The sequence below is a fragment of the Methylobacterium sp. 4-46 genome (genome assembly GCF_000019365.1).
Lineage (GTDB): Bacteria > Pseudomonadota > Alphaproteobacteria > Rhizobiales > Beijerinckiaceae > Methylobacterium.
Map to the genome: position 1 here is coordinate 3824284 of NC_010511.1, position 19478 is coordinate 3843761.

At 74.0% G+C, this 19478-nt stretch carries 17 protein-coding genes and 2 pseudogenes; 11 read left to right on the forward strand and 8 right to left on the reverse strand.

Features of this window, described 5'->3' with window-relative positions:
• Positions 1-13: 13 nt before the first annotated feature.
• Positions 14-1252, reverse strand: coding sequence for a S8 family serine peptidase (locus M446_RS38995; protein ID WP_043701318.1), 1239 nt, complete (start codon positions 1250-1252; stop codon positions 14-16).
• A gap of 349 nt (positions 1253-1601) precedes the next feature.
• Here M446_RS38995 and hemA point away from each other — a divergent pair, with 349 nt between their 5' ends.
• The 3 genes from hemA to glp all read left to right on the forward strand — a co-directional run bounded on the left by hemA (position 1602) and on the right by glp (position 5115).
• Positions 1602-2903 carry a 5-aminolevulinate synthase gene (gene hemA / locus M446_RS16415; protein WP_012333227.1) on the forward strand — a complete coding sequence of 434 codons (1302 nt, stop codon included), beginning with the start codon at positions 1602-1604 and terminating at the stop codon, positions 2901-2903.
• A 67-nt stretch (positions 2904-2970) separates the two neighbouring features.
• The gene (locus M446_RS16420) at positions 2971-3660 is read left to right on the forward strand and encodes an NnrU family protein (RefSeq protein WP_012333228.1); all 690 of its coding nucleotides are present in this window, start codon (positions 2971-2973) and stop codon (positions 3658-3660) included.
• Positions 3661-3741: 81 nt separating this feature from the next.
• The gene (gene glp, locus M446_RS16425; protein ID WP_012333229.1) at positions 3742-5115 is read left to right on the forward strand and encodes a gephyrin-like molybdotransferase Glp; all 1374 of its coding nucleotides are present in this window, start codon (positions 3742-3744) and stop codon (positions 5113-5115) included.
• Positions 5116-5232: 117 nt separating this feature from the next.
• Here glp and M446_RS16430 read toward each other — a convergent pair whose 3' ends face one another.
• Positions 5233-5559 (reverse strand): antibiotic biosynthesis monooxygenase family protein, encoded by a 327-nt coding sequence (locus tag M446_RS16430; RefSeq protein WP_012333230.1) that lies wholly within the window; start codon positions 5557-5559, stop codon positions 5233-5235.
• Between the two features lie 490 nt (positions 5560-6049).
• Between M446_RS16430 and M446_RS16435 the strand changes: the two genes are divergently transcribed.
• Both M446_RS16435 and M446_RS16440 read left to right on the forward strand, forming a co-directional pair.
• On the forward strand, positions 6050-8203 hold the full coding sequence (locus M446_RS16435; protein ID WP_012333231.1) for a TonB-dependent hemoglobin/transferrin/lactoferrin family receptor: 2154 nt from the start codon (positions 6050-6052) through the stop codon (positions 8201-8203).
• A 633-nt stretch (positions 8204-8836) separates the two neighbouring features.
• A complete protein-coding gene (locus M446_RS16440; RefSeq protein ID WP_012333232.1) occupies positions 8837-9112 on the forward strand; it encodes a hypothetical protein in 276 nt (91 codons plus the stop codon).
• A gap of 31 nt (positions 9113-9143) precedes the next feature.
• On the opposite strand, the gene M446_RS16445 is transcribed toward M446_RS16440, so the two are convergent.
• Together M446_RS16445 and M446_RS16450 are read right to left on the reverse strand one after the other, a co-directional pair.
• Complete coding sequence (locus M446_RS16445) at positions 9144-9998, reverse strand: alpha/beta hydrolase (RefSeq protein WP_012333233.1); 855 nt, start codon at positions 9996-9998, stop codon at positions 9144-9146.
• A gap of 103 nt (positions 9999-10101) precedes the next feature.
• Positions 10102-10407 (reverse strand): annotated as a pseudogene (locus M446_RS16450) (LLM class flavin-dependent oxidoreductase); the annotation flags it as partial.
• A gap of 253 nt (positions 10408-10660) precedes the next feature.
• Between M446_RS16450 and M446_RS16455 the strand changes: the two are divergent.
• From M446_RS16455 to M446_RS16480, 6 genes and pseudogenes are all read left to right on the forward strand, one after another.
• Complete coding sequence (locus M446_RS16455; protein WP_012333234.1) at positions 10661-11692, forward strand: ABC transporter substrate-binding protein; 1032 nt, start codon at positions 10661-10663, stop codon at positions 11690-11692.
• A 13-nt stretch (positions 11693-11705) separates the two neighbouring features.
• A pseudogene (locus M446_RS16460) lies at positions 11706-12573 on the forward strand (ABC transporter ATP-binding protein).
• On the forward strand, positions 12570-13442 hold the full coding sequence (locus tag M446_RS16465; RefSeq protein ID WP_018260260.1) for an ABC transporter permease: 873 nt from the start codon (positions 12570-12572) through the stop codon (positions 13440-13442). Before M446_RS16460 ends, M446_RS16465 begins: the two are co-directional and overlap by 4 nt.
• A gap of 40 nt (positions 13443-13482) precedes the next feature.
• The gene (locus M446_RS16470; RefSeq protein WP_012333236.1) at positions 13483-14826 is read left to right on the forward strand and encodes an LLM class flavin-dependent oxidoreductase; all 1344 of its coding nucleotides are present in this window, start codon (positions 13483-13485) and stop codon (positions 14824-14826) included.
• A gap of 83 nt (positions 14827-14909) precedes the next feature.
• On the forward strand, positions 14910-16076 hold the full coding sequence (gene metB, locus M446_RS16475; protein WP_012333237.1) for a cystathionine gamma-synthase: 1167 nt from the start codon (positions 14910-14912) through the stop codon (positions 16074-16076).
• Positions 16077-16125: 49 nt separating this feature from the next.
• A complete protein-coding gene (locus M446_RS16480) occupies positions 16126-16359 on the forward strand; it encodes a hypothetical protein (protein ID WP_018260259.1) in 234 nt (77 codons plus the stop codon).
• A gap of 96 nt (positions 16360-16455) precedes the next feature.
• Here M446_RS16480 and M446_RS16485 read toward each other — a convergent pair whose 3' ends face one another.
• From M446_RS16485 to M446_RS16500, 4 genes are all read right to left on the reverse strand, one after another.
• A complete protein-coding gene (locus tag M446_RS16485; protein ID WP_012333239.1) occupies positions 16456-16758 on the reverse strand; it encodes a hypothetical protein in 303 nt (100 codons plus the stop codon).
• Positions 16759-16877: 119 nt separating this feature from the next.
• Positions 16878-17636 (reverse strand): ABC transporter ATP-binding protein, encoded by a 759-nt coding sequence (locus M446_RS16490; protein WP_012333240.1) that lies wholly within the window; start codon positions 17634-17636, stop codon positions 16878-16880.
• Positions 17624-18379 (reverse strand): ABC transporter permease, encoded by a 756-nt coding sequence (locus tag M446_RS16495; protein WP_012333241.1) that lies wholly within the window; start codon positions 18377-18379, stop codon positions 17624-17626. Before M446_RS16495 ends, M446_RS16490 begins: the two co-directional genes overlap by 13 nt.
• Positions 18376-19413, reverse strand: a complete 1038-nt coding sequence (locus M446_RS16500; RefSeq protein ID WP_012333242.1) for an ABC transporter substrate-binding protein — start codon at positions 19411-19413, stop codon at positions 18376-18378. Before M446_RS16500 ends, M446_RS16495 begins: the two co-directional genes overlap by 4 nt.
• Positions 19414-19478 lie beyond the last annotated feature (65 nt).

A 19478-nucleotide genomic window follows, 5' to 3' on the forward strand; every position in this document is an offset into this window, starting at 1 on the left:
CCGGCAGGCGAGATCAGCGTGATGCGCAGATCCCGATAATCGCCGACCGCGATGCCGCCTTCAGGTCGACATGGTCGAGCACGACATCGTCCGTGAGATCGAACGTGGAGGCGAGGGTTCCCGAGTCCGGGATCGCCTCGCCGACGAAGAGTTCGCCGGAGCGCACCGTGATCTCGTTCGCGGAGGTCTGCGCGGGGGCGCCGATGGCGTGCCACGCCTCCGCCATGCGGACCGCACCGAAGACGTTGACCTTCCCGTAGCCGAAATCCGTGTGGACGTGCATGCCGCCACCGTTCCAGGTCGTGGCGCGGTTGATCTGCCAGACCCCGTGCTCCCAGCCGTTCGGCCAGGCCTGTCCGATCGCGCTGCCCAGATGGGTCGCGGAGGCGGCCAGGATGGTCTGGACGTCGCGCCAGCCGAGCCCGGGATTGGCCTGGAGCATCAGGGCGACCACGCCGGAGACGACCGGCGCCGGTGCCGAGGTCCCGGTGAACGCCATGTAGGAGCCAGGAGAATCCCCCTTCGAGCCCGGCATGTCGGTCGTGATCAGGCCGGTGCCCGGGGCCGTGACGAGGACGGAGGACCCGTAGTTCGAGAACTCGGCCCGCCTGTTCGAGAAATCGGTCGCCGCGACCGTCACCGTGTAGCGGGAGGCGTTCCCCCCGCTGCCGTTCGCGTTGATGCCGTCGTCGTTGCCGGCGGATTGGATGATCGGGGTTCCGAGGCCGCCGCGGCCGGTGCGCGAGACGACGTCGAAGGCTTGATCGAACCGCGCCGTGTCGCTGGTCGGATCGTTGAGGTTCGCGTTCGGGTTCAGCCAGAGCGGCGAAGGCTGCCCGCTGAAATTGATCACGTCGTACTGGGCGCAGGCCCGCATCGCCGCGATGTCGCCGTCGACGTCGTGGGGCACGCCGATCGGCGGTCCCCACCGATTGAGGTCGATCTGCGTCAGGGCGGCGCCGTAGGCCACGCCGACGCCGCCCTCGCCGTTGTTGCCAGAGGCGGCGATCACGCCCGCGACTTCCGTGCCGTGCCATCCGGAATACGTGGTGACGCCGTCATACGGCCCGGGGACCAGGATCGGCCGGCTCCGGTCCTCGCGCTCCTTCAGGTCGGGATGCGTGAAGTCGATGCCGTCGTCGAACACGCCGACATGGATGTCGGTCCCGTCGTAATCGTCCCAGATCGCTTCGATGTTGCCGATCGCTCTCAGGTACCATTGCTGAGCGTAGTAGGGGTCGTTCGGGTGCATGACGTCGCCGATCCTTCGCGTGGGCAGGGCCGAGCGAACCTGTCCGGACGGTCGCGCGGCGTCCGTGCGGAGGGAATGCGGCAGCCCCCACCGGCCTTGTCGGACGGGCGGGCGCAAGCGACAGAGACCCGGCCGGGATTCGGCGCGGTCCGGCCCGGGCGGCCCCCGGCCCCGGGCCGGGGAGATTGACCGACACCGCAGCACCGATTGATCGACATCAACGCGGGCGCGGCGCGCGGCGGTCAGGATCCGCTCTCGGGGTCCCCGGCTCGGGCGAGGCCGTGGCGGCGCCCCCGCCCGGCCCGCCCCTCGGGCCGAGCGGCCCGGCCGCCCCATCGAGGAGAACGCAATGCCCTACGCGTCCGTGCACGCGACGAGTGCCCGCCCGGCAAGCCCGCCGCGTGCCGGGAGCGGCCCGGACTACCAGGCCATCTTCCGCTCCGCCGTGGACCGCCTGCACGACGAGCGCCGCTACCGCGTCTTCGCCGACATCGAGCGCGTCGCCGGCCGCTTCCCGGTCGCCCGCCGGCGCCTGCCCGACGGCAGCTGCCGCGACATCACCGTCTGGTGCTCCAACGACTACCTCGGCATGGGCCAGCACCCCGACGTCGTCCAGGCCCTCACCCGGACCGCCGCCCGCTGCGGCGTCGGCGCCGGCGGCACCCGCAACATCGCCGGCACCTCCTCCCCGCTGGTCGACCTCGAGCGCGAACTCGCCGACCTCCACGGCAAGGAGGCCGCCCTGGTCTTCACCTCCGGCTACGTCTCCAACCAGACCGGCATCGCCACCCTGGCCCGGCTGATCCCCGACTGCCTGATCCTGTCCGACGCCTACAACCACAATTCGATGATCGAGGGCGTGCGCCAGTCCGGCTGCGACAAGCGCGTGTTCCGCCACAACGACCTCGCCCATCTCGAGGCGCTGCTGGCCGAGGCCGGCGCCCGGCCCAAGCTGATCGCCTTCGAGAGCGTCTACTCCATGGACGGCGACGTCGCCCCGATCGCGGCGATCTGCGACCTCGCCGCGCGCTACGGGGCGATGACCTACATCGACGAGGTGCACGCGGTCGGGCTCTACGGGCCGCGCGGGGCGGGGATCGCCGAGCGCGACGGGGTGATGCACCGGCTCGACGTGATCGAGGGCACCCTGGCCAAGGGCTTCGGGGTGGTGGGCGGCTACATCGCCGGGAGCGCGGTGCTGTGCGACGCGGTGCGCAGCCACGCGCCGGGCTTCATCTTCACCACGGCGCTGCCGCCGGCGATCGCGGCGGCGGCGACGGCCTCGATCCGTCACCTGAAGCGCTCGGGGGCGGAGCGGGCGGCGCATCAGCGCCAGGCGGCGCGCACGAAGGCGGCGCTGGCGGGGGCGGGTCTTCCGGTTCTGGCGACGCCGACGCACATCGTGCCGGTGATGGTGGGGGATGCGGAGCGCTGCAGGGCGGCGGCGGACCGGCTGCTGGAGCGGCACGGGATCTACATCCAGCCGATCAACTACCCGACGGTGCCGCGGGGGACGGAGCGCCTGCGGATCACGCCGTCGCCGTTCCACGACGAGGCTGACATCGCGCGGCTGACGGCGGCGCTGGTGGAGGTCTGGGACGCGCTCGGCCTGCCCCGGGCCGGCACGGCCTTCGCCGAGGCGGCCGAGTAGCGGAGCCGCCGATGCGCGCCGCGCGACCGGAATCCGCCGCGGCCCCCGGCGGAGGAGCTGTGCCGTGATGGAATTCGCCGCCGCCCTCGCGACCTTCCTGGTGGCCCACTCGGTCCCGGCCGTCCCGCGCCTGCGCGGCCGGCTCGTGGCGCGCCTCGGCCGCCGCGCGTACCTCGTCGCCTATTCGGCGCTGTCGCTCGCCCTGCTCGCGTGGCTGATCGTCGCCGCGCGGCGCGCCGGGACGGTGGCGCTGTGGGAGCCGGCGCGCTGGCAATGGGCCGTGCCGCTCGCCCTGATGCCCGTCGCGCTCTTCCTCATCGCGGCCGGGCTCTTCGCCGCCAACCCGCTCTCCGTCTCCCTGCGCGCCGGGGCGGAGCCGGGCCCGGTGACGGCGGTGACCCGCCACCCGCTGATGTGGGGCTTCCTGATCTGGGCCCTGGCCCACATCCCGCCCAACGGCGACCTCGTCTCGGTGGTCCTGTTCGGCGGGATGGCGGCGTTCTCGCTCGCGGGCTTCGCCCTCCTCGACGCGAAGGCGCGGCGCCGGCTCGGGGCGGAGCGGTGGCGGGCGCTGAGCCGGGGCACCTCGGTCGTCCCCTTCGCGGCCATCCTGGCCGGCCGCGCGCGCCTCGGACCGGTCCGCCCGCTGCTGCCCGCGGCCGCCGCGGCCCTCGCGGCCTATGCGTGGTTCCTGGCGCAGGGGCACGCCCTGCTGATCGGGCCCGACCCGCTGGCCTCCTTCCGGGCCCTCGGCTGACCGGGCGCGACGCCCCCCGCGGACGCGGCGTCGAGCCCCCGCGTCCCGGCCATGGATCCTGCGCGACGAGGAGACCGCACGATGATCGAACCAGCCCGCGCCGAACCCGCCCCGTACCGGGGCCCCGCGGACGAGCGCGCCGGCCGCGTCGCGCCGGCGGGCGCCCGGCCCGCCCGCCCGGCGGCGCGCGCCGAGGCCGCGCGGCCCCGCGCGGGCGCGGACGGCGCAGCCGCGCCGGCGGCGCTGCTGCCGCTGGAGGAAGCCTGCGCGCGGGCCGCCGCCGCCTGCCGCCCGGTGACCGAGGCCGAGACCGTGGCGCTGGCGCTGGCCTCGGGCCGGGTCCTGGCCGAGCCCGTCCGGGCCGCCCGCGCCTGCCCGCCCTCCGACCGCTCGGCCATGGACGGCTACGCGGTGGCGGCCGGCCAGGGCCTCGCGGCCGGCACGGTCCTGCGGGTGCGCGGACGCATCGCCGCGGGCGAGGCCGGCGAGGCGCTCGCGCCCGGGATCGCCGCGCGCATCTTCACGGGCGCCCCCCTCCCGCCCGGAGCCGACGCCGTCGTGATGCAGGAGCATGCGACGGTCTCGGGGGACGCCCTCCGGCTCGGCGGGACCGTGGCGCCCGGCGATCACGTGCGCCGCCGGGGCGAGGACGTGATGCCCGGCGACGGGCTCGCGGCGGCGGGAACCCGGCTCGACCCGCGCCGCATCGCGCTCCTGGCGGCGCAGGGCATCGGGACGGTGCGCGTGCGGCGCCGGCTCCGCGTCGCGGTGCTCTCGACCGGCAACGAGCTGCGCGGGCCCGGCGAGGACGGGCGCGAGGACAGCGGCACCTTCGACACGAACCGGCCGATGCTGATCGCGCTCCTCGGCGGCATGGGCCTGGAGGTCGTGGACGGGGGCCGGGTGCGGGACGAGCCCGCCGCGCTGGCGCGGGCGCTGCGCGACCTGGCGGCGCGGGCCGACCTCGTCGTGACGACGGGCGGGGCCTCCGTCGGCGAGGAGGACCACGCGGCGGGGTCGCTCCGGCTGGCCGGCGGGACGGGGGAGACGCTGGCGCTCGACCTGAAACCGGGCAAGCCCGCCGTGGTCGGCCGGATCGGCGCGGCGGCCTGTCTCGGCCTGCCCGGCAACCCGGTCTCGGCCCTGGTGTCCTTCTCGCTCCTCGGACGCGCGATGCTGGCGCGGCTCGAGGGCCGCGACTTCGCGAGGCCGCAGGGCCTCCCGCTGCCGCTCGCGCACGCGTTCCGGCGCAAGCCGGGCCGCACCGAGTTCATGCCGGCGCGCCTCGTGCCCGGCCCGCAGGGTCCGGCGCTCGCCCTGCTCGGGAGTACCTCGGCCCGCCTCGCGCCGCTCGTGGAGGCCGACGGCTTCGTCGAGGTGCCGGCCAGCCTCGCTTCGGGCGCCCCGGGCGAGCCCGTCGCCTTCCACCCCTTCGGCGGCCTCCTCGGCGCCTGAGCGTCGGCCGCGGCGGGCCGGGCGGCGGCGCCCGGCTCCGGGCGGGCGCACTCCCCTCCCCCGCCGGCGGCGCGCCTGCGACCGCCCGGGCGCCGTCGTCCCCGCCGCGCCGGGCCGTCACGCGGCCGGGCCGCGGGCGGCCGGATCGGCGAGGGTCCGGACGACCTCGACGCCCTCGAATTCGGGATGGAAGAGGGTCAGCGGCTGCGCCCCGGCCTCCCGGGCATGGGCGAGGCGGAACGGCTCGGAGCGCGTCCAATCCTCGAACGCGGCGCGCGACGCCGAGGCGGTGTGGGACGCGGAGAGGATGTGGTCCTCGCGCACGGGGCCGCGCAGCATGTGGAGGGCGACGAAGCCCGGACGCTCGCGGAGCCTGCTCTCCCGCGTCGGCCACACCTGCTCGAAGGCCTCCGCCCGATCCTTCGGCACCTGGAACCGGTTCATGGCGATGATTGTCGAGGAGCTCCGTCCGATCCGCGGCGCCGCATCGGCCGCACGCGCGGCCTAGCTCAACTTGCCCGGCGAGGAAAGATCTCGCCGGAACAGGCAAGATCGCCATCCTATTTTTGAAGTAGATCCATTCTCAACTGCGAATCTTCTCGACGATGTCTCGCTGCCGGAACGCGGCAAGGGCCCGGCGGGACGAGGAGGACGGGTCGGGCACCGACGGCACCCCAGGGGATGAGCCGGCCACGCGGATGCGGACGCGGCGGCATCACGCCTTGCACTAGCGCAACGGCGCGACGATGCCGATTTTTATCCTGGAAAGATTCCAGTCTTGCTCAGAAGATGTTTCGAATTGCATCAAGTCGATGCACGCGGACACCGATTGACTTTAGGGCACAGGAGTCCGCATGTCGGCGCCGGCCTGCCGGCGCGCCTTCCCGCAGCGGGCCGGCCCCATGCCTCTGCGTCATGCTTCGCGGAACCCGAGATGATCGTCCGCTGCCTTCCGTCCCGCCGTTCCGGTCTCGCGGCCGGCCTCTCCCTCCTCGCCGTCGCGTCCGCTCAGGCGCGGGATGCGGCGGCGCCCGCCCCGGCGGCCCGGACCGATGCCCCGATCGCCCTCGACACGATCTCGGTGACCTCCACGAGGACCGAGGCGCCGGCCATCGCCGCCCTGTCGGGGACGAGCGTGGTCACCCGCGCGCAGATCGACCGGATCCAGCCGAGCCGCCTGTCCGACCTGCTGCGCGACGTGCCCGGCGTGACGACGCAGGAGAACCAGAACGATCCGGCCCAGGCGGTCAACATCCGCGGGCTGCAGGATTTCGGGCGGGTCAACGTGCTGGTGGACGGCGCCCGCCAGGATTTCCAGACCTCCGGGCACAGCGCCAACGGCGTGTTCTACCTCGATCCGGAACTCGTCGGCGGGGTCGACGTCACGCGCGGGCCCGCCTCCACCCTCTACGGCTCCGGCGCGATCGGCGGCGTGGTCGCGTTCCGCACGCGCGCGATCGACGACATCCTGACGCCTGACGAGACGATGGGCGCGGTGCAGAGATGGGGGTTCGGCGGCAACGGGCAGCGATTCGTGAGCACGACGGCGCTCGGCGCCCGCATCGGCCCGGCCGCGGACCTGTTCGGCCAGTTCGTCTCGCGCCACGCCGATCCCTACCGCGACGGTTCCGGCACCCTGGTGCGCGACACCGGCAGCGCGCTGACCGCGGGCCTCCTCAAGGCCAATCTGCGGCCCGCCGAGGGCCACGAGATCAGCGGCACCGCCCTGATCCAGGATTTCGACTTCGCCAATGCCGGCACCGGCCAGGCGGGGGCCCGCTTCGCCAACAGGGTGCAGGCCGACACCTACACCCTCGGCTACCGGTTCGCCCGACCTGACGTGCCGCTGATCGACCTCGACGCCAAGGTCTACCGGACCTCGACGCACGACCTCCTGACCTTCCTCTCCGACGCGCCGAGCGGCCTCTACGGCGGTCTCGGCGCGCGTCCGGGCAATCGCATCGACTACGACATCGCGACCTCGGGCCTCGACATCCACAACTCGGCCCGATTCGACACCTGGGCGCTGAGCCACCGGCTGACGCTCGGAGGGGATTCCGTGCTCGACCGCGTCGAGACGGACGACCGGGCGGGCAGCTTCGGGGCCGCCTTCACCCCGTCCGGCACCCGCAGGCTCGCGGGAGCGTTCGTCCAGGATGAGGTGGGCTATTCCTCGTGGCTGCGCGTGGTCGGGGCGCTCCGCTACGACCGCTACGCATTGTCCGGCGGCGCCGTGCACGCCCGCGGTGAGCGCCTCTCTCCGAGGATCACCGTCGGCGTCACGCCCCTCACCGGAATCACGGTCTTCGGGACCTACGCGGAGGGCTATCGCGCCCCCTCGATCACCGAGGCCCTGGTGCAGGGCATCCACCCCTTCCCGGCCTTCACCCTCCTGCCCAATCCGGCGCTCCGGCCGGAGGTGGCGCGCACCATCGAGGGCGGCGTCAACCTCGCCTCCGGCGATCTGCTTCGGCCCGGCGACACGTTCAGGGCCAAGCTCAGCGTGTTCTCGACCGGCATCGCCGATTTCATCGCCGTCGGGCCGGTTGGCCCGACCTATCTCGTGCCGGCGCTTCCCGGCCTGCCGGCCTCGGCCTGCGCGCGCGGCGCGGGGCGGTTTCCGTGCGTGATCCCGGTTCGGTCGCTGCAGTACCGCAACGTCGCCCGCGCGGACCTCTCCGGCGTCGAGCTGGAGGGCGCCTACGATTGGGGCGGGGGCTTCGTCTCGCTCGCGGCGACCCACACCGACGGGCGCGACGCGGCGACCCGCGAGACGCTCCTGACGGTGCCGCCGGACCGGATCAGCGCGACCCTGGGACTGCGCTTCCTCGGCGAGCGCCTCACGCTCGGGGGCCGCCTCACCGTCGTGGAGGCGCGCCGGGCCGTGCCGGCCGGCGCGACCATCCTGGCGACGAAGGGCTGCGGCGTCGTCGACCTCTTCGCCTGCTACCGCTTCGACGATCGCGTCCGGGCCGACGTCATCGTCCAGAACGCGCTCGACAGGCGCTACACGCAATACCTCAACCTGCTGCAGAGCCCGGGCCTGACCGCCAAAGCCGCGCTCACCATCGCGTTCGCCACGTGCTGATGCCGACGGTCACGTCTCATCCGCCATCCGGTTGATGGCTTCGCCATCTCCCATTTCGGCCATGCGGATGTCGGCGTCGCTCAGGCGCCGCGCAGGCGCGTGAGCCGGGATCCGCTGCGATCAAGCGGAGCCCGGACCATGCCCGTTCGCATCGATCGCGAATCTCATCAATCGGCAGTTGCAACACGGGCCGCGCCCGCCGGGCGCCCGGTCCCGCGCGGGCACGGCGCGCGGGAACAGCCACGCTGCCCATGCATGGCTGACCTACACCAACGTCTGATTGATTTTGTGCGCCGCAACGTGGCATACCAAGACTCGCACGGCCGCGATGGCGTCGCGGCCGTGCTGCCCTCCTTGGGCGTTTCCTCCCTAGACTTCGGGCCGCTCGCGAGGGCGGCCTTTCTTTTGTCCAGGTGAGCGGAGCCTAGCGGCCTTTCCCCCCGCCTCCAAGCCGGCTTGGTAGAAAATTGTGCAGGTAGCCTCGTTCGGGAGCATTTTGCCCCCGAGCTACCGCTTCGGCCGGTGCGATGGCCGGGTCCGGGCGTCCGGGAGATCCCGACCGCGCGCCCCTCCGGCGGGACGGCGAATCGCTATCATCGGCACGGCATCGCGCGCCACGGACCGGACCAGCTCATGATCGACCCTGTGATCGCCCTCGGCGTCGTCGCGGCGACCGCCGTCACGGACGCGGCCTACGTGTTCTTCAACGCGGCCGTGGTGGCGAGGCGGCGCGTCCAGGCGGCCAATTGGAGTGCGGCCTGGTACCTGCTCTCGGCCTTCGCGGTCATCAGCTACACGGAGAACCCGGTCTACGTGGCGTTCGCGGCCCTCGGCTCCTGGCTCGGGGCCTACGCCTCGGTCACCTGGCTGGTGCGGCCGGAGCGGCCGGAGCGGCACCCGCCCGCCTGAGCGGCGGGCCGGGCGCGCCGCGGCCCGCCGCTCAGAGCGCCTCCACGAAGGCCCGGACCAGGCTGCCGTCGGGCTCGCGCAGGCTGAGCGCGATGTCGAAATGGTGGTAGCCCGGCATCGCGACCTCGCGCAGGCGGTGGCCCGCCGCGCGCCACGCCCCGGCATAGGCGGCGGTCTGCTCCTTGAAGGCGTCGCTCTCCAGGCCGCCCACGGCGGGCAGGAGCAGCGCCCGGGTGCGGCGCGGGATCAGGTGCAGGGGGCTGTTGCGCCGGGCGGAGGCGGCGTCGAGCCCCATCCAGGCATTGATGTGGGTGTGGCGCAGCGGCTCCAGGTCCATCAGGCCGGAGAGCAGCAGGGCCGAGGCGACGACGTCCGGCGGCAGCCCGAACCGGTCCTGCCAGCCCTCCGCCAGCAGCATGCCGCCGAGATGCCCCCCGGCCGAGGAGCCCCCGACATGGATGCGCCGGCCGTCGAGGCCGAACCGGGCGGCCTGGCCGTGCAGCCACGCGACGGCGGCGCGGGTCTGGCGCACGATCTCGTCGAGGCTGACCGCGGGTGCCAGCGCGTAGTTCAGCACCGCCACCGAGACGCCGCGCGGGACGAGGCCCGAGGCCGCGAAGGCGTTGTCGTCCTTCGACAGGGCGCGCCAGTAGCCGCCGTGGATCCACAGGAAGACCGGCGTGCCGGGCCCGGCCGGGTAGAGGTCGAGCCGCTCCCCGGAGACCGGGTCGTAGGTCAGGTCGGGGATCCGCTCCAGGGTGGAGACCGCCTCCTCGCTGGCCGCGACGTAGCGGGCGTACTCGGCCTCGAAGCTCGGGACGCTGGCGCGGGCATTGTACTCCCGGTCGAGCCGCGCGCGCGTCGCCTCGGTGATCGCAAGGGTCATGTCCGGTCCTTCCCGCGGCCGCGCCGGCAGGTCCGGGCGCGTCGCCGACGCGGCCCCGACCTGAACCCGTTCGCCGCCCGGGACAAGCCCGCGGGGCCCGCCCTCAGGCGCTGCGGCGCCGGGCGAGGGCGTAGCCGCTCTCGGGCCGCGGCAGCCCGTAATGGTCGCGCAGGGTCGCCCCCGCGTACTCCTCGCGGAAGAGGCCGCGCCGGCGCAGGATCGGCACCACCTCGGCGGCGAAGACCTCGAAGCCGCCGGTGAGCCAGGGCGGCATGATGTTGAACCCGTCCGCCGCGCCGGATTCGGACCAGGTCTGGATCGCGTCCGCGACGCGCTCGGACGTGCCGGCGCGCACCCAGTGCCCGCGCGCCCCGGCGAGGCGCCGGATCAGCATGGCGGGGGCCTCGCGGCAGGGTCAAGGGAAGCGTTTTTTAAAACGCACGCGTGCCAGGAAGGAAAACCACCACGCATCGATCATCCGGGCGATGAGATGATGACGTCGTCGGCATGCGGCCGGAAAATTCTCTCCAAATTGCCGGAGAGAGAGCATTCATCTCACCGATCGTGTTCTTTAAAAAGAACGTTCTCGTTGACCTTGAGGGACCGGGGAGCCAGAGTCCGCGTCACCGAGCGGCCGCCGGGCGCTCTCCGGAGACGTGACGATGATCAGACGCACCCTGCTCTCGCGGCGGCGGGCGGCCGCCCTGCTCGGCGGCGCCCTCCTGGCCGGTGCGGCCGCGCCCGGCCCCGCCGCCGCGGCCGAGGGCCGGCTGCGCATCGCCAAGCAGTTCGGCGTCGTCTACCTGCTCCTCGACGTGGCCCTGGAGCAGCGGCTGATCGAGAAGCACGGCCGGGCCGCCGGGCTCGACATCGCGGTCGAGCCGGTGCAGCTCTCGGGCGGCGCGGCGGTCAACGACGCGCTGCTGTCCGGCAGCATCGACATCGCCGGGGCCGGGGTCGGCCCGCTCTTCACCCTGTGGGACCGCACCCGGGGCCGGCAGAACGTCAAGGGCGTCGCCTCGCTCGGCAACTTCCCCTACCTGCTCGTCAGCAACCGGCCGCAGGTGCGGTCGATCGCCGACCTGACCGAGGCGGACCGGATCGCGCTGCCCGCGGTCGGCGTGTCGGTGCAGGCGCGGATCCTGCAATGGGCCGCCGCCAAGCAATGGGGCGAGGCGGATTTCGCCCGGCTCGACCGGATCAGCGTCGCGGTCCCGCATCCCGAGGCGGCGGCGGCGATCATCAAGGGCGGCACCGAGATCAGCGCCCATTTCGGCAACCCGCCCTTCCAGGAGCAGGAACTGGCCGAGGCCCCGGACGCCCGGGTGATCCTCAATTCCTACGAGGTCCAGGGCGGCCCCGCCTCCTCGACGGTGCTGTACGCGACGGAGACGTTCTACCGCGACAGCCCCAGGACCTACCGGGCCTTCCTCGACGCCCTCGACGAGGCGGCGACCTTCGTGGCCGCCAACCCGGACCAGGCCGCCGAGATCTACCTGAAGGCCAACGGCAGCCGGATCAGCCGCGATCTCCTGCTCAAGGTGATCAGGAACCCGGACGTGACCTTCAAGATCGCGCCGCAGAACACGCTCGGCCTCGGCCGGTTCATGCACCGCGTGGGCGCGATCCGCAACGAGCCGAAGGCGCTCGCGGATTACTTCTTCGCCGATCCGCGCGTGGCCGCGGGCAGCTGAGCGGGGGACGCGCATGACGCTCGTGGCCGACCGCACCGCCCCGCCGGAAGCCGCGCTCCCGGAGCCCCAAAGCGGCGAGGCGCCCGCCGCCCTGCCGGCGCCGCTCCTGCGGATCGCGGGCGTCTCCCTGGAATACCGCACGCCCGAGCGGGTGGTCCGGGCGACGCACCGCATCGACCTCGACATCCACCGGGCCGACCGCTTCGTGCTCCTCGGCCCCTCGGGCTGCGGCAAGTCCACCCTGCTCAAGGCCGTGGCGGGCTTCCAGACGCCGGTCGAGGGCGAGATCGTCCTCGACGGGCGGCCGGTGCGCGGCCCGGGGCCGGACCGGATCGTGGTGTTCCAGGAGTTCGACCAGCTGCCGCCCTGGAAAACGGTGCTGCAGAACGTCGCCTTCCCGCTGCGGGCCTCCCGCACCCTCGGCCGGCGCGAGGCGGAGGCGCGGGCGCGCCACGTCATCGACAAGGTCGGCCTGTCGCGCTTCGCCGGCAGCTACCCCCACCAGCTCTCGGGCGGGATGAAGCAGCGCGTCGCCATCGCCCGGGCGCTCGCCATGGAGCCGAAGGTGCTGCTGATGGACGAGCCCTTCGCGGCCCTCGACGCGCTGACCCGCCGCCGCATGCAGGAGGAGCTGCTGGCGCTCTGGGACGAGGTCCGCTTCACCCTCCTGTTCGTCACCCACTCGATCGAGGAGGCGCTGGTGGTCGGCAACCGCGTGGCCGTGCTGTCGCCGCATCCGGGCCGGGTGCGGGGCGAGTTCAACAGCCACGCCTTCGACCTCGCGAGCGTCGGCAGCGCCGCCTTCCAGGCCCGCCGTGCAGCGCCTGCACCAGCGGCTGTTCGACTCATCGCCCGCCGCAGGAGCACCCGCCCCCCGATGAACGCGCCGCTCCTCCCCCCGATCCGCCCGGAATACGAGCGGGCGCTGCCGCCCTTCGTCGAGGCGCCGGTGTCGCGGGACCTGCCGCTCGCCGCCCGGATCGGGCAGACCGGCGCCCTGCGCCGGGGCCTGATCCTGCTCGCCCTCGCCCTCGCCTGGGAGGGCCTCGCCCGCTGGCAGGACAACGACCTGCTGCTGCCGGGCTGCCTCGCCACCCTCTCGGCCCTCGCCGAGGGGCTGGCGAGCGGCGAACTCGTCGCGCGCGCGCGGATCTCGCTCGGCGTGCTCGCCCAGGGCTACGCGGCGGGGGTCGGGCTCGCCTTCCTGCTGACGACGCTCGCGGTCTCGACGCGGGCGGGCCGCGACCTGCTCACGACGCTCACCGCGATGTTCAACCCGCTGCCTGCCATCGCGCTGCTGCCGCTGGCCCTGCTCTGGTTCGGCCTGGGCAACGGCAGCCTGATCTTCGTCCTGATCCACGCGGTGCTGTGGCCGCTCGCGCTCAACACCTTCGCGGGCTTCCAGGGCGTGCCCGAGACCCTGCGGCTCGCGGGCCGCAATTACGGGCTCACCGGCCTCGCCTACGTCTGGCAGATCCTGATCCCCGCCGCCCTGCCGGCGATCCTGTCCGGGTTGAAGATCGGCTGGGCCTTCGCGTGGCGCACCCTGATCGCGGCGGAACTCGTCTTCGGCGCGGCGTCCGGGCGGGGCGGCCTCGGCTGGTACATCTTCCAGAACCGCAACGAGCTGTATACGGATCGGGTCTTCGCGGGCCTGCTCCTGGTCATCGCGATCGGCCTCGCGGTCGAGACGATCGTGTTCGCGACGGTCGAGCGCGCGACCACGCGGCGCTGGGGTATGGTCCGGTAGGGACTGGGTGACCGGAGCACCGCACCGAAGGGAACGTCCGATGGGACAGGGCACGTTGCGCCTCGGCGCCTTCTTCTACGCCACCGGCCACCACGTGGCGGGCTGGCGCCACCCGTCGAGCGAGGCCGACGGAGGCCTCGTGCTCGAGCGCTACGTCGGCTGGGCGAAGGCCGCCGAGGCGGCCCTGTTCGACCTCCTCTTCTTGGAGGACGGGACCGGCATCCGGGACGCCAACCTGCGGTCGAGCGAGCGCACGGCGCGCTCGACGCATTTCGAGCCGCTGACCCTGCTCTCGGCGCTCGCCGCCGTCACCAGCCGGATCGGCCTCGTCGGCACGACCTCCACGACCTTCAACGAGCCCTACAACGTCGCCCGCCGCTTCGCCTCCCTCGACCACCTGAGCGGCGGGCGCGCCGGCTGGAACCTCGTCACCTCCGCCACCGACCTGGAGGCGGCCAATTTCGGCAACGACAAGATCGCCCGCCACGCGGACCGCTACGAGCGGGCGGAGGAATTCGTCGACGTCGTGCTCGGCCTGTGGAACACCTGGGACGACGACGCCGTCCTGATCGACCGGGCGAGCGGCCAGTTCTCGAAGCCGGACGGGTTCCGCCCCCTCAACCACAGGGGCAAGCACTTCGAGGTGCGCGGGCCCCTCAACATCTCGCGCACGCCCCAGGGGCAGCCGGTGATCGTGCAGGCCGGCTCGTCGGGACCGGGCAAGGACCTCGCGGCGCGCACCGCCGAGGTGGTCTTCACCGCCAACCAGACCCTCGCGGAGGCGGTCGCGTTCTACGGCGACCTCAAGGGGCGCATGGGCCGCTTCGGCCGGGCCCCGGACGACCTCAAGATCATGCCGGGCCTGTTCCCGGTGGTCGGGCGCAGCGAGGCCGAGGCGCGGGCGAAGTTCGAGGAGCTGCAGGCGCTGATCGACCCGGCGGTCGGCCTCGCGCTGCTGGAGCGGATGGTGGGCGGCTACGACCTGTCCGGCCACGATCCCGACGGGCCGGTGCCGGAACTGCCCGAGGCCAACGGCGGCAAGTCGCGCCAGCAGCTGATGTTCGATCTCGCCCGGCGCGAGGGGCTGACGCTGCGCCAGCTGTATCTGCGCATCGCGGGCGCGCGCGGCCACTCGCAGATCGTCGGGACCCCGGCCCAGATCGTCGACGAGATGGAGGAGCGGTTCCGGGCCGGCGGCGCGGACGGCTTCAACATCATGCCGGCGACCCTGCCGGGCGGGCTCACCGACTTCATCGACCTCGTCCTGCCGGAGCTGCGCCGGCGCGGGCTGGTCCGGGAGGCCTACGAGGGGCGGACGCTGCGCGCCCATCTCGGCTCGCGCCCGCCCTCCGGGTTCGGGCCGCGGGCCGCCCCCGGGGCGTGACCGCCCGGGACGTTCCATTGAAAGACCGGAACGTTCGGTATAGAGAACACGCCGGCAATGGGGCGCGCAGCAGGAGGATCGCGGTGGCGGCACAGCGCAGGGCGGCAGAGACGATCGCGGCGGCGAACGGGATCGGAGCCGACGCGGCTTTCGGCGCCGTCGCCCCGCCCCTCTACCTCTCGACCACCTACACCTTCGCGGAGTTCGAGACGCCGCGCGGCTACGATTACGCGCGCCTCGGCAATCCGACCCGCGACCAGCTCGCCGACACCATCGCCAAGCTCGAGGGCGGCGCCCGCGCCGTCGTGACGGCGAGCGGCATGGCGGCCCTCGACCTCGCGCTGTCGCCGCTGTCGCCCGGGGACCTCCTGGTCGCCCCGCACGATTGCTACGGCGGCACCCACCGGCTGCTCTCCCTGCGCGCCGCCAAGGGGCATTACCGCGTCGCCTTCGTGGACCAGACCGACGCGGCGGCCCTGTCCGCCGCCCTGGCGGAGCGGCCCCGCATCCTGCTCACCGAGACCCCCAGCAACCCGCTGATGCGGATCGTGGATCTCGGCCGCACGGCCGCCCTCGCGCGGGAGGCGGGCGCCCTCTTCGTGGTCGACAACACCTTCCTGTCCCCCGCCCTGCAGCAGCCGATCGCGCACGGGGCCGACCTCGTGGTCCATTCCACCACGAAGTTCATCAACGGCCACTCGGACGTGATCGGCGGCGCCGTCGTGGCGGCGCAGGCCGCCCTCGGCGAGGAGCTCGCCAACTGGGCCAACACGATCGGCGTGACCGGCTCGCCCTTCGACGCCTACCTGACCCTGCGCGGCCTGCGCACGCTGTTCGCGCGGCTGGAGCGCCAGCAGCAGAGCGCGGCCGTCGTCGCGTCCTTCCTGGCGGCGCATCCGGCGGTGGCCCGGGTCCATTATCCGGGCCTGCCCGACCACCCGGGCCACGCGGTCGCGCGCGCGCAGCAGCGCGGGTTCGGCGCCATGCTGAGCTTCGAGCTCGCCGGCGGGCGCGAGGCCGTCCGCACCCTCGTCGGGGCCCTGCGGGTGTTCACGCTGGCGGAATCGCTCGGCGGGATCGAGAGCCTGATCGCCCATCCGGTGAGCATGACGCACGCCGCCATGGCTCCCGAGGCGCGCCGGGCGGCGGGCGTCGGCGACGGGCTGCTGCGGCTCTCGGTCGGGCTCGAGGCCGAAAGCGACCTCCTCGCCGACCTCGCCGTGGCCCTCGATGCCGCCGCCCGCGGCTGACCGGGCGCCTCGCGCCCGGCTCGCCATCCCGCCCGAGGCGTGGCATACCATGCGCCAACTCGAGGTGGCGATGATCTACACCCTTCACTGGACCGCGCCGTCCGGCGCGACGACCGAACGGCACGACCTGGGCACCCGGGCGGCCGAGAGGGCCATGACGTTCGTGAGCATGGGGGCGTCGAACGTGCACGTGGTCACCGGGGACGGGCGCGTCTTCCGGGCGCCGTCCGAGATGTCCGACCTGGTGGAGTACGCGCGGGCGCACGATTCCGGGCGCGGCTGAGGGCCGGACGCGCGAACGCCCGGCCGGGCGCGTCGTCGCGGTCGGACCCGGGCGACCTGCCGCGCCCGGGCCGCCCGGGGCCTCCTTGATCGAGGCTTACTTGCCGCCGCCGCCCGCGCCACCGCCGCCGCCGCCGCTCCCCTGGGGGATCGGGCGCGACGGGTGACCCGCATTGCTGCCGGCCGCCGCGTCGGTGCTGATCTGCGAGGCTCCGGTCCCGCCCGGAGCGGCGAACACGTCGGGTTCGTTGCCGGTCGTCCCGGGGGCCCGGCCGACCGTTCCGGTGGTGGCCGGACCGGGCGCGGCCGGCGCGACGGTGGCGTTCGGGGCCTGGGCGGAGGCGCTGCCGGCCGCCGACAGGGCCAGCGCGGCGAGGAGAGCCGTGGAGAGCAAACGCATCGTTCGTCCTTCTTGGGTGTCCGATCGAGATTGCTCTCCCAACGCGGCAGGCCGCGGGCCGGTTCATCGCCGCGGGGCCCGGTGCGGCCGAGCTGGGCGGCCGGGGCCGGCGCCCGGCCTCAGGCCGGCGCCCGCTCCCGGCCGGCGAGGTCGCGGCGGATGCGCTGCGCCGTCTCCTGCAGGGCGCTCGCGGCGCGGTCGCGCGGACGCGGCGCCGCGACGACGTGGGTGGCCGCGATCCGTCCGGGCGCCCCGGCCAGGACCACGACCCGGTCGGCGAGGTAGACCGCCTCCTCGATGTCGTGGGTCACGAACAGCACGGTCTGGCCCGAGCCGCCGCAGAGCCGGGCGAGTTCGTCCTGCAGGGCCTCGCGGGTGAGCGCGTCGAGGGCCGAGAACGGCTCGTCCATCAAGAGCACGTGCGGCTCGACCGCCAGCGCCCGGGCGAGGGCCACCCGCTGGCGCTGCCCGCCGGAGAGTTGGAACGGCCAGCGCCGGGCGAGGTCGGACAGGCCGACCCGGGCGAGGGCCCGCGCCGCCCGCCGCCGCCGCTCGGCGCGGGGGATCCGCAGCTTCTCCAGCCCGAACCCGACATTGTCGAGGATCCGCCGCCAGGGCAGCAGGCGGGCATCCTGGAACACCAGGGCGACCGCCCGGCGGCCCGGGGCGGGCGGGCTCACCGTCACGATGCCGGCGCTCGGGCGCACGAGGTCGGCGACGACGCGCAGCAGCGTCGACTTGCCGACCCCGGAGGCCCCGACGATGGCCAGGAACTCGCCGGGCGCGACGTCGAGGTCGAGCCCGGCCAGCACCTCGGTGCGGCTCGCCTCGCGCACGAAGCTCAGGGCGATGCCCCGCAGGCTGATCAGGCCTGCCATCGCAGCACCCGGCGCTGGAGGGCCGTGAAGCCGGCGTCGAACACGCCGTAGAGGAGCGCCATGGTGAGCATGTAGACGACCACGATGTCGGTCGCGAGCAGCGTCGAGGCCTGCATCATGCGCTGGCCGAGCCCGGGCACGCCGAAGATCTCGGCCGCCACCACCGCCATCCAGGCCTGGCCGATCGCCGTGCGCACCCCGACGAGGACGCCCGGGGTCGCGGCCGGCCAGACCACCTTGAGGAGGCGCTCGGGGGCGGAGCGGAAGCCGAAGGCCTGCGCCACCTCCACGAGGTCGCGGTCGACGCCCCGGATCGCCCCGTGGCTCGCGAAGTAGACGATCCAGAACACCCCGACCGCGATGATGAACAGGGCGGCGGCCGGGCTGACCCAGAACCAGATGATCGCGAAGGGCACCCAGGCGAGGCCGGGCACCGGGCGCAGCACCCGCACCACCCAGGCGCTCAGCGCCTCCGCGGTCGGGAACAGCCCCGTCAGGGTGCCGGCCGCGATGCCGAGGCCGACCCCGATCGCGAGCCCGGCCACGTAGTGGCCGACGCTGTCGCCGATGGCCGCGAGCCAGAGGCCGGAGCGCCATTCGCGCAGGAAGGCTTCGGGGAGGGCCGAGGGCGGCGGCAGGAAGGCCGGGTTGACGAGGCCGGCCCGCGGCACCGCCTCCCAGAGGGCGAAGAAGGCGGCGAGGCCGGCGAGCGGCCGCAGCGCCGCGGCGCGGCGCGGCCTCACCGGGAGGCCGCGGCGCGCGCGTAGAGGCGCGGCTCGAACAGGCCGTTGAGGGGGACCTCGCGGTCGAGGGCGCCGAGCTTGACCTGGTAGCGCTGCATGGCGGCGGTGGCCTCCACGATCGCGCCCGGATCGGCGGTGAAGCGCGTCGCCGGCGAGGCGAGGGCCCGGCGGATCGTGGCGAGGTCGACGAGTCCCTTGCCGAGGGCGGCCTCGACCACCGGCGCGACGCGGCCGGGCTCGCGGCCGATCAGGTCGACGGCGCGGACGATCCCGGTCACCACCGCCTGCGCGGCCTCGGGCTCCCGGTCGAGGAGCGCCCGGGTCAGGGCCACCACGGTGCCGGGCTGGCCGGGGAACATCGCGCCGCCCAGGGCGACGAGGCGGATGCCCGAATCGCGGCCGGTGACGATCGACACGGCCGGCTCGCGCAGGGTCCCGCCCTCGACGGCGCCGACCAGGATGGCCTGCTGGGTGGCGTCGATGCCCATCGACACGAGGGTGACGTCCTTGGGATCGGCCTTGGCCACCTCCCACAGCCAGTGCTGCAGGGTGGTGTTGGGCACCGAGCCGAGCGGCTGGGTGGCGAGCCGGGCCGGCGCGCCGGCGGCGGCGCGGTAGCGCCGGAACGCCTCCGCGGGCGCGAGGCCGGGCTCGAAGTGGCGGGCGAGCCGCGATCCCGCGACGAAGACGTTCTCCTCGACCGCGGTCGCGGTCACGACCTTGACGTCGATGCCGCGCGCGCGGGCCACCCCGAGGGGCGCCACGCCGGCCACGTAGACGTCGAGCGTGCCCGAGGCCAGGGCCTGGATCATGTTCGGCCCGGATTCGAAGGTGGTGATCGCGAGCGTGAGACCGGCCTCCTTGAGCCAGCCCTCCTTCTCGGCGACGAAGATCGGCGCGGCGGCGAGGATCGGGATGATGCCGACCCGCAGGGGCGCCGCCCGGCCCTGCGCCCGCGCGCGCCCCGCCGCGGCGAGCGCCGCGCCGCCGACGAGCGGGGCGGCGCCGAGGAAGGTGCGTCGGGTGAAGGTCATGGCGGGCCCGGGACAGCAAAGGACGCCGCCGGCTTAGAACATCCTTGCGCCGCGGCGCAACAACG

Excerpts from the sequence above, each read along its gene's own strand:
- M446_RS38995 (WP_043701318.1), bottom strand. The coding sequence starts at position 1,252 with ATGCACCCGAACGACCCCTACTACGCTCAGCAATGGTACCTGAGAGCG.
- hemA (WP_012333227.1), top strand. The coding sequence starts at position 1,602 with ATGCCCTACGCGTCCGTGCACGCGACGAGTGCCCGCCCGGCAAGCCCG.
- M446_RS16420 (WP_012333228.1), top strand. The coding sequence starts at position 2,971 with ATGGAATTCGCCGCCGCCCTCGCGACCTTCCTGGTGGCCCACTCGGTC.
- glp (WP_012333229.1), top strand. The coding sequence starts at position 3,742 with ATGATCGAACCAGCCCGCGCCGAACCCGCCCCGTACCGGGGCCCCGCG.
- M446_RS16430 (WP_012333230.1), bottom strand. The coding sequence starts at position 5,559 with ATGAACCGGTTCCAGGTGCCGAAGGATCGGGCGGAGGCCTTCGAGCAG.
- M446_RS16435 (WP_012333231.1), top strand. The coding sequence starts at position 6,050 with ATGATCGTCCGCTGCCTTCCGTCCCGCCGTTCCGGTCTCGCGGCCGGC.
- M446_RS16440 (WP_012333232.1), top strand. The coding sequence starts at position 8,837 with ATGATCGACCCTGTGATCGCCCTCGGCGTCGTCGCGGCGACCGCCGTC.
- M446_RS16445 (WP_012333233.1), bottom strand. The coding sequence starts at position 9,998 with ATGACCCTTGCGATCACCGAGGCGACGCGCGCGCGGCTCGACCGGGAG.
- M446_RS16455 (WP_012333234.1), top strand. The coding sequence starts at position 10,661 with ATGATCAGACGCACCCTGCTCTCGCGGCGGCGGGCGGCCGCCCTGCTC.
- M446_RS16465 (WP_018260260.1), top strand. The coding sequence starts at position 12,570 with ATGAACGCGCCGCTCCTCCCCCCGATCCGCCCGGAATACGAGCGGGCG.
- M446_RS16470 (WP_012333236.1), top strand. The coding sequence starts at position 13,483 with ATGGGACAGGGCACGTTGCGCCTCGGCGCCTTCTTCTACGCCACCGGC.
- M446_RS16480 (WP_018260259.1), top strand. The coding sequence starts at position 16,126 with ATGCGCCAACTCGAGGTGGCGATGATCTACACCCTTCACTGGACCGCG.
- M446_RS16485 (WP_012333239.1), bottom strand. The coding sequence starts at position 16,758 with ATGCGTTTGCTCTCCACGGCTCTCCTCGCCGCGCTGGCCCTGTCGGCG.
- M446_RS16490 (WP_012333240.1), bottom strand. The coding sequence starts at position 17,636 with ATGGCAGGCCTGATCAGCCTGCGGGGCATCGCCCTGAGCTTCGTGCGC.
- M446_RS16500 (WP_012333242.1), bottom strand. The coding sequence starts at position 19,413 with ATGACCTTCACCCGACGCACCTTCCTCGGCGCCGCCCCGCTCGTCGGC.